Genomic DNA, 8,141 nt, shown 5'->3' with positions numbered 1-8,141 from the left:
TAGCGGGCCAGCATCGCCGGGCGCAGCTGCCGGCAGGCCCGCGGGCCCTGTTCGGCGGCCAGGCCGACCAGCCCCTCGAGCACGTGCGGTTCGGCGCCCTCGGCCAGCAGCGGCCGCAGCTTCTCGAACTCGCCCACGACCGCAGCGGCTGAGCCCACCGGCAGCCGGCCCGAGCCGACGGCCTCACGGGGGCGTTGACCCGCTTCTGGAACGCCTGCGCCACCGCGACGAGAGTCCCGGCACCACCCGCCCGAGTCGACGGAGCGTGAGCCCGCACCCACTGGGTCACCGACATCGCCGCCGGACCACCAGAGGTCTCCCCGCGCTCCATCGCCTCACCGACCACCGCCACCCGGCCCGCGTCGCACGCCATGCCGAGGGCGTCCACCTCGCTCAACAACCCAGCCAGCCCGTCCGGCCCACCGCCCGACGGCGTCTGCCACAGCACCTCACCGAGGGCAGCCATCGCCGTCCGGGCAGCCGCGAACCGCTCGCGGCACTCGGCCATGCTCAGCTGCTGCTTCCCCTCCATGAAGGCAACCGTAGGCGAGACCACCGACAACCCAACTTCCAGTGAGAAGACGGAAAACGTTGCAGCGCAACAGAATGCGCGGCATGCGGAGAGGGTCTGCGCAAGCCCAGAACCACGACCTGTGGACGGTGTGACGTCCGCCGGCCCGGTGTGGACAACCGCGGAAGGCGACGTCAGGGCGGGTGCGGCGCACGCGGCATACGGATTGTGGTGGAGCCTCGCGCGGCTGTCGGGGGAGACCACCTAGACTCGGGCCCGACAAGGAGGCTACGTGGCGGGTCGGATCAAGGCCGACGACATCGCGCTCGTGAAGGAGCGCTCGTCGATCGAGGACGTCGTGCGCGAGCACGTCACCCTGCGTCCCGCCGGTCCGGGGTCGATGAAGGGCCTGTGCCCGTTCCACGACGAGAAGACCCCGTCCTTCAACATCCGGCCGGTCGTCGGCGCCTGGCACTGCTTCGGCTGCGGCGAGGGCGGGGACGTCATCTCCTTCGTGCAGAAGGTGGAGCACCTGACCTTCGCCGAGGCCGTCGAGCGACTGGCCCAGAAGCTCGGCATGGAGCTGCACTACGAGGAGGGCGGCCGGCCCCGCGACGGCGAGTCCCTCGGCCGGCGCTCCCGCCTCATCGAGGCGCACCGGGTGGCCCAGGAGTTCTACGCGCACGCCCTGCTCAACCTGCCCGAGGCCAGGGCCGGACGCGACTTCCTCCGGGCCCGCGGTTTCGACGGCAAGGCGGCCGAGCGGTTCGGGGTGGGGTTCGCGCCCCGGGGCGGCGAGGACCTCACCAGGCACCTGCGCTCCAAGGGGTTCACCGAGGAGGAGCTGACCCTCGGCGGGCTGTCGGGCCGGGGGAGCCGCGGCCTCTACGACCGCTTCCGCGGCCGGCTCGTGTGGCCGATCCGCGACATCACCGGCGACACCGTCGGCTTCGGCGCCCGGCGCCTGTTCGACGACGACCGCATCGCGGCGAAGTACCTCAACACCTCCGAGACGCCGATCTACAAGAAGTCGACGGTGCTCTACGGCCTCGACGCCGCGAAGAAGGCGATCGCGGCGGAGCGCAAGGCGGTGGTCGTCGAGGGCTACACCGACGTCATGGCCTGCCACCTCGCGGGCGTCGAGGGCGCGGTGGCCACGTGTGGCACGGCCTTCGGCATCGACCACATCAAGCTGCTGCGCCGCATCATGCGCGACGAGGCCGACGTGGCGCCGGCCCGCGTCATCTTCACCTTCGACGGTGACGCGGCGGGCCAGAAGGCGGCCATGCGGGCGTTCGCGGAGGACCAGCGCTGGGCCTCGCAGTCGTTCGTCGCCGTGGCAGAGCAGGGCATGGACCCGTGCGACCTGCGCCAGGCCAAGGGTGATGTCGCGGTGCGCAACCTCATCGAGGACGCGGTGCCGATGTTCGAGTTCGCGGTGCGCACCACCATCAACCGGTTCGACCTCTCGACTGCCGAGGGTCGCGTGCAGGGCATGCGCGCCGCCGCCCCGATCGTGGCCAACATCCGCGACACCTCGATGCGCCCCGAGTACACCCGCACTGTGGCCGGCTGGATCGGCGTCGAGGTGGAGCAGGTGCAGGCCGAGGTCGCCCGAGCGGGTCGCATGGCGGCCCGTGAGGCGAAGGGCGAGGGCGGCCACCAGGCAGGCCCCGGCGGGCAGGGCGGCCCCGGCGGGCAGGCCGGCCAGCACCACGCCGGCCCCCGCCACCGTGACGTCGACGTCCCCGAGCCGTCGGCCGAGGAGGTGCGGGCTGTCATGCCGGCCCCCGACCTGCGCGACCCCGTCGTCTTCGCCGAGCGCCAGCTCCTGCAGTGCCTGCTGCAGTTCCCCTCGCTCTTCGATGCTGCCGAGGTCGACGCCATCGCCGCTGACTCCTTCGGCGCCCCGGCCCACCGGGCCGTCTTCGACGGCATCCGCGCCGCAGGCGGGTTGCAGCCTGGGCTGTCCGAGAGGGCCTGGGCCGACAAGGTGACCGAGGCCGCTCCCCTGGCCGTCCGGCCGCTGGTCTCCGAGCTCGCGGTGGCCCCGCTGCCCACCCGGTTCGACAAGGCCACCGGGCTGCCCGAACGCCGCTACACGAACGCCCTGCTCGTCCGCGTCCAGGAGATCTCCTTGACCCGCAAGATCGCCGACGCCATGTCCGCCATGCGGCGGATGGCGGCCGACCCGCACAGCGACCCGGCACAGTCACGCGCGCTCAGCGGGGAGCTGCAGACCCTCCAGCGCGAGCTGGCCGACCTGCGCGAGCGGGTCAGCTGATGGGGTGGTCGCTGCGCCGGGACCGCCCCGAGAAGGTCCCGCAGGAGGTCCGTGACGCCCTCGCCCTGGGCCGTGGCGAGCGGCTGCTCGCGTGGGCCCGTGACGACACCACCGGGGCCACCGTCGTGGCCAGCAACCACCGCCTGTATGCCGTGAGCCCGGCCGGCGACGTCGTGCTCGACCGTCCGTGGCACCTGGTCGACGCCGGTTCGTGGTCCCACGACGCCTACCTGCTCACCGTCACCTGGGTCGACCGTCACCGGCCGGCCCAGTGGGTGCTCAAGGAGGCCACGCTCCTCCCGGAGACGCTCCGCGAGCGGGTGCAGGCCTCCGTCGTCCTGGCGCAGCGGGTCGACCTGGGGGAGCGGCGCAGCGCCCGGGCCGTCATCCGCAAGGATCTTGCCTCCGGGGAGCTGCTCGAGCAGGTGGTGCTGGGCAAGGGGGTGCGCGCCGGCGACCCCGGGGTCGACCTGCAGACGGCGCAGGCCCTGGCCTACCTCAAGGAGCAGGTTGGCCTGACCTGACCTGACCCCTTCCGGCCGTCATGGGCCACACCTCCGGCCGTCGACACGCTGGGAAACTGCCCTTCGCGCGGCGGCCAAGGGCGGTTTCCCAGCGTGTCGACCTGGGGGAGACACGGGCGACCAGCCCGTTTTCTGACCCGGGCCGATCCTTTGCTATGGTTGCGCAGCGCCATCGAGGCGGGCACGACGGCCCAGCCTGGTGACCATTCCCCTGTAGCTCAATTGGCAGAGCAGCCGGCTGTTAACCGGCAGGTTGTTGGTTCGAGTCCAACCGGGGGAGCCACAGCGACGAAGGCCCTGATCCAGTGGATCGGGGCCTTCGTCGTGTGCACAGCCGTCAGGGTTTGCGACCGCCGATGCCGCCGGTCGGGGCCGGCGCCACGTCACCGCCCGAGGGCACCTCGGCCACCCCCGGGAGCGAGGTCCGCCCGCGGCGGCTGAGCCGCTGCTCGACCTGCCTGGCAGCAACCGTCAGCAGGTAGTTCATGGTGATGAACAGGATGGCCGCCACGATGTAGGCCGGCACCGTGTTGGCGTAGGCCGAGCCCAGGGTCTTGGACCAGTTGAGCAGCTCGAGGTAGGTGATCGCATAGCCGAGGGCCGAGTCCTTGAGCACGACGACCATCTGGCCGATCAGGGCCGGCAGCATCGCCGTCAGGGCCTGCGGCAGCTGGATGGAGCGGAGCACCTGGTCGCGGGTGAGGCCGATCGACAGCCCTGCCTCGGACTGGCCCTTGGGCAGCGAGTACACGCCCGAGCGGACGAGCTCGGCGACCACCGAGCCGTTGTAGAGCGTCAGCCCGGTGACGACGGCGGCGAGCGGGTTGAGCTCGCTGTCGAAGACGCTGTTCGCCGAGTAGAGCCCGAAGAAGAAGATCATCATGATCAGCACGGGCACGGAGCGGAAGAACTCCACGACGACACCGGAGACCCAGCGGACGGGTGCGATGTGCGACAGGCGGCCGATGCCGAACACCAGCCCGAAGATGCCTGCCAGGACCATCGAGATGGCCGCGGCCTTGAGGGTGCCCCAGATGCCGGGGAGGAGGTACTCCTGCCACACCTCGGCGGTGAGGAACGGCGACCAGAGGTCCTTCTCGAGCTGGCCGGCGTCGCCCATCTTGCCGAGCGCGAGCCAGAGCAGCAGCAGGGTGAGCAGCACGCCGAGGCCGGCGAGCAGCGCGTGGCGGCGGCGGGCCTTGGGCCCGGGGGCGTCGAACAGCACCGAGGCGCTCATCGCTTCACCGCCAGGCGTCGCGACATGCTGGTGAACAGCACGCCGACGGGCAGGGTCAGGATGACGAAGCCGAGCGCGAACACCAGGAAGATGCCGATGGAGCTGCCCTCGTTCTCGACGATCTCGCTCATCAGTCCGGCCGCCTCCGGGTTGCCGATGACGGCCGCCACGGTGGTGTTCTTGATGAGGGCGATGAGCGTCGAGCCGAGGGGAGCGACCGCGCCACGGAACGCCTGGGGGAGGATCACCTCGCGCATGCTCTGGCCGAAGGTCAGCCCGATCGCGCGAGCCGCCTCGGCCTGCCCCGCCGGCACGGTGTTGACGCCGCTGCGCAGCGCCTCGCAGACGAAGGCGGCGTGGTAGACCGACAGGACCACGACGGCCCAGCGGAAGTTGTTGTCCTCGAACGACTCCGGCGCGAGGTTGATGCCGAGGATGTACGTCGCGCCGAGGATGCTGAAGACCATCAGCAGCGTCAACGGGGTGTTGCGGAAGGTGTTGACGTACCACGTGCCGAGCAGCTGCAGCACGCGCACGGGGGAGACGCGCATGACGGCGACGACGGTCCCGAGGATCAGGGACCCGATGGCCGAGAAGAAGGCCAGCTGGATCGTCAGCCAGAACGCCCCGAGGACGTCGTACTGGCCCAGGATGTCACCCAATGGAAGGCCCTTCTGTGGGTGGGGACGGTGCGGACGGCATGCCGCCCCGCCGGGCAGCGGGGCGGCATACGCATCGTGCTGCTCAGGTCAGGAGCAGGGGTCCTGCTTCGGCGGGTTGGTCGCGGTGTCGACCTTGAACCCGGCCGGGCCCAGGTTGTCGTCGACCGCCTTCTGCCAGGACTTGTCGTCGACCATCTTCTGGATCGCCTTGTTGATCTTCTCGCAGGTGGCGGTGTCGCCCTTCTTGATGCCGACGCCGTAGCGCTCCTCGGAGAAGGTCTGGCCGACGACCTTGAGCTTGCCCTTGTACTGGTCCTGCGCGGCGTAGCCCGCGAGGATCGTGTTGTCGGTGGTCAGGGCGTCGACGCCCTTGGAGACCAGGGCCGCCACGCACTCGGAGTAGGTGCCGAACTCCTGGAGCTGGACGCCGGGGTACTTGTCCTTGACCTTCTGCGCCGACGTCGAGCCCTTGACCGAGCAGAGCTTCTTGCCGGTGAGGGCGTCGGGCCCGGTGATGGAGGAGTCGTCAGCGCGGACGAGCAGGTCCTGGCCGGCGATGAAGTACGGGCCGGCGAAGGAGATCTTCTCCTTGCGGGCGTCGGTGATGGAGTAGGTCGCGACCACCATGTCGACCTGGCCGGTCTCGATCAGGGTCTCGCGCTGGGCGCTGGGGGCCTGCACCCACTGGATGTCGCCCTCGGCGTGGCCGAGCTCCTTGGCGATGTAGGTCGCCACGTCGACGTCGAGGCCCGTGTAGTCCGAGCCCTCCTTCAGGCCGAGACCGGGCTGGTCGAACTTGATGCCGACCTTGAACTTCCCGCCGCCAGAGCCGGAGTCGCCCCCGTCTCCGCTGTCGCCGCAGGCCGTGAGGCCGAGCGCGACGACGGCAACTGCCGCCGCGGCCCCGAAACGACGAAGTGTCATGGTGTTTCCTCCTGTTGGGTGTGGCCGGGACCGCGCTCTGCGGTGCCGGTCGGGAGTCGACGGCTCAGCGACTCTGCCGGGCCGTCAGTGCGTGAGGATCTTGCCGAGGAAGTCCTTGGCGCGATCCGACTTGGGGTGGGTGAAGAAGGTCTCGGGCTCGGCCTCCTCGACGACCTGGCCGTCGGCCATGAACACGACGCGGTTGGCCGCCCGCCGGGCGAAGCCCATCTCGTGCGTGACGACCACCATCGTCATGCCCGACTTCGCCAGCGAGGTCATCACGTCGAGCACCTCGTTGATCATCTCGGGGTCGAGCGCCGAGGTCGGCTCGTCGAAGAGCATGATCTTCGGGTCCATGGCCAGCGACCGCGCGATGGCCACGCGCTGCTGCTGGCCGCCGGAGAGCTGGGCGGGGTACTTCTGGGCCTGGTGCGCGACGCCCACGCGCTCGAGCAGCTCCATGGCGCGCTTCTCGGCGTCGGCCTTCTTGACGCCACGGGCCTTCATGGGGCCGAGGGTGACGTTCTGCAGGATCGTCTTGTGGGCGAAGAGGTTGAAGGACTGGAAGACCATGCCCACGTCGGCGCGCAGCTCCGCGAGGGCCTTGCCCTCCTCGGGCAGCGGCTTCCCGTCGATCTCGATGGTGCCGCTCTCGAAGGTCTCGAGGCGGTTGATGGTGCGGCACAGGGTCGACTTGCCCGAGCCCGAGGGGCCGATCACCACGACGACCTCGCCCTTGCCGATCGTGAGGTTGATGTCCTTCAGCACGTGCAGGTCGCCGAAGTGCTTGTTGACGCCCTTGAGGACGACGAGAGGCTCCGTCATGGCAGGCAACCTACTCGCAGGCGGCGTGCCGCGGACAGGACGCCTCGCCATTTTCGCCGAAAAGCAATGTGGTGTCGCCGCCGCTACCGTGGAGCGGTCCCACTCCTGCGACCTTCGGAGGACCCATGCGCCACCGCACTCTCGGCTGCAGCGGAGCCGTCGTCTCGACCCAGGCCCTCGGCGCCATGACCTTCGGGGCGGAGGCCGACGAGGCCACGTCGTTCGACCTGCTGGACGCCTTCGTCGAGCGCGGCGGCACCCTGGTCGACACGGCCGACGTCTACGGCTCGGGTGTCTCCGAGGAGATCATCGGTCGCTGGCTGGCCAAGCGCCCAACCGAGGCCCGACAGGTGGTGCTGGCGACCAAGGGCCGGTTCCCGATGGGAGCGGGCCCCAACGACCTCGGGCTCTCCCGGCGTCACCTTCGCAATGCGCTCGACGACTCGTTGCGGCGCCTCGGCGTGGAGCACGTCGACCTCTACCAGATGCACGCCTGGGACGCCGTGACACCACTGGAGGAGACCCTGCGCTTCCTCGACGACGCCGTCTCCACCGGGAAGATCGGCTACTACGGCTTCTCGAACTACCGCGGCTGGCAGGTCACGAAGGCCGTGCACGTCGCCCGCGCCCACGGCTGGGCACCCCCGGTGACCCTGCAGCCGCAGTACAACCTGCTGGTCCGCGACATCGAGCACGAGGTCGTCCCCGCGGCCCTCGACGCCGGCATCGGCCTGCTGCCGTGGTCGCCGCTCGCCGGGGGCTGGCTCACCGGCAAGTACGAGCGCGACGTCCCACCGAGCGGCCCGACCCGCCTGGGCGACAACCCCGAGCGCGGCATGGAGGCGTGGGAGGGCCGCAACGCCGACGAGCGCACGTGGAGGGTGGTCGACGCGGTGCGGGAGGTCGCGCAGGGTGCGGGTGCGACGCCGTCTCAGGTGGCTCTCGCGTGGCTGGCCGCCCAGCCGGCTGTCACGTCGGTCATCCTCGGCGCGCGTTCGGTGGAGCAGCTCGTCGACACCATGGCGGCGGCAGACCTCGATCTCGGCGACGACGCCCTGGCGCGGCTGACGGAGGCCAGCACCCCGCGCGTCGACGACTACCCGTACGGCGCCCCCGGGCGGGAGCAGCGCCACCGCAGCCTCACCGGCGGGCGCTAGGGCGCAGGGCGGGCGCC

The 8,141-nt window shown here is 70.7% G+C and carries 7 protein-coding genes and 1 tRNA gene; 4 read left to right on the top strand and 4 right to left on the bottom strand.

All coding sequences use genetic code 11. The features are described 5' to 3' along the window. The first annotated feature begins 803 nt into the window (after positions 1-803). From dnaG to P0Y31_RS18030, 3 genes are all read left to right on the top strand, one after another. Complete coding sequence (gene dnaG / locus P0Y31_RS18040) at positions 804-2,795, top strand: DNA primase (protein WP_275871944.1); 1,992 nt, start codon at positions 804-806, stop codon at positions 2,793-2,795. Beyond that, positions 2,795-3,319 carry a hypothetical protein gene (locus tag P0Y31_RS18035; RefSeq protein WP_275871942.1) on the top strand — a complete coding sequence of 175 codons (525 nt, stop codon included), beginning with the start codon at positions 2,795-2,797 and terminating at the stop codon, positions 3,317-3,319. The genes dnaG and P0Y31_RS18035 overlap by 1 nt, the downstream gene beginning before the upstream one ends. A 207-nt stretch (positions 3,320-3,526) precedes the next feature. Further along, positions 3,527-3,602, top strand: a tRNA-Asn gene (locus P0Y31_RS18030). A gap of 54 nt (positions 3,603-3,656) precedes the next feature. Here P0Y31_RS18030 and P0Y31_RS18025 read toward each other — a convergent pair. The 4 genes from P0Y31_RS18025 to P0Y31_RS18010 form a co-directional block, all read right to left on the bottom strand. Beyond that, entirely contained in the window at positions 3,657-4,556 is a 900-nt protein-coding gene (locus P0Y31_RS18025) for an amino acid ABC transporter permease (protein WP_275871940.1), read from the bottom strand. Then, positions 4,553-5,218 carry an amino acid ABC transporter permease gene (locus tag P0Y31_RS18020; protein ID WP_275808590.1) on the bottom strand — a complete coding sequence of 222 codons (666 nt, stop codon included), beginning with the start codon at positions 5,216-5,218 and terminating at the stop codon, positions 4,553-4,555. Before P0Y31_RS18020 ends, P0Y31_RS18025 begins: the two co-directional genes overlap by 4 nt. 87 nt (positions 5,219-5,305) lie before the next feature. After that, entirely contained in the window at positions 5,306-6,142 is an 837-nt protein-coding gene (locus P0Y31_RS18015) for a glutamate ABC transporter substrate-binding protein (RefSeq protein WP_275808587.1), read from the bottom strand. A gap of 84 nt (positions 6,143-6,226) precedes the next feature. After that, positions 6,227-6,967: an amino acid ABC transporter ATP-binding protein gene (locus P0Y31_RS18010; protein WP_275871938.1), complete on the bottom strand. Its 741-nt coding sequence runs from the start codon at positions 6,965-6,967 to the stop codon at positions 6,227-6,229. Positions 6,968-7,092: 125 nt separating this feature from the next. On the opposite strand from P0Y31_RS18010, the gene P0Y31_RS18005 reads away from it, so the two are divergent. Next, on the top strand, positions 7,093-8,124 hold the full coding sequence (locus P0Y31_RS18005) for an aldo/keto reductase (RefSeq protein ID WP_275871936.1): 1,032 nt from the start codon (positions 7,093-7,095) through the stop codon (positions 8,122-8,124). Positions 8,125-8,141: the final 17 nt, after the last annotated feature.

The organism is Knoellia sp. 3-2P3 (genome assembly GCF_029223115.1).
Classification (GTDB): domain Bacteria; phylum Actinomycetota; class Actinomycetes; order Actinomycetales; family Dermatophilaceae; genus Pedococcus_A.
Note: the sequence above shows the minus strand (reverse complement) of the source record. Positions and strands in the feature narration are given on the sequence as shown.

Excerpts from the sequence above, each read along its gene's own strand:
- P0Y31_RS18035 (WP_275871942.1), top strand. The coding sequence starts at position 2,795 with ATGGGGTGGTCGCTGCGCCGGGACCGCCCCGAGAAGGTCCCGCAGGAG.
- P0Y31_RS18025 (WP_275871940.1), bottom strand. The coding sequence starts at position 4,556 with ATGAGCGCCTCGGTGCTGTTCGACGCCCCCGGGCCCAAGGCCCGCCGC.
- P0Y31_RS18015 (WP_275808587.1), bottom strand. The coding sequence starts at position 6,142 with ATGACACTTCGTCGTTTCGGGGCCGCGGCGGCAGTTGCCGTCGTCGCG.
- P0Y31_RS18010 (WP_275871938.1), bottom strand. The coding sequence starts at position 6,967 with ATGACGGAGCCTCTCGTCGTCCTCAAGGGCGTCAACAAGCACTTCGGC.
- P0Y31_RS18005 (WP_275871936.1), top strand. The coding sequence starts at position 7,093 with ATGCGCCACCGCACTCTCGGCTGCAGCGGAGCCGTCGTCTCGACCCAG.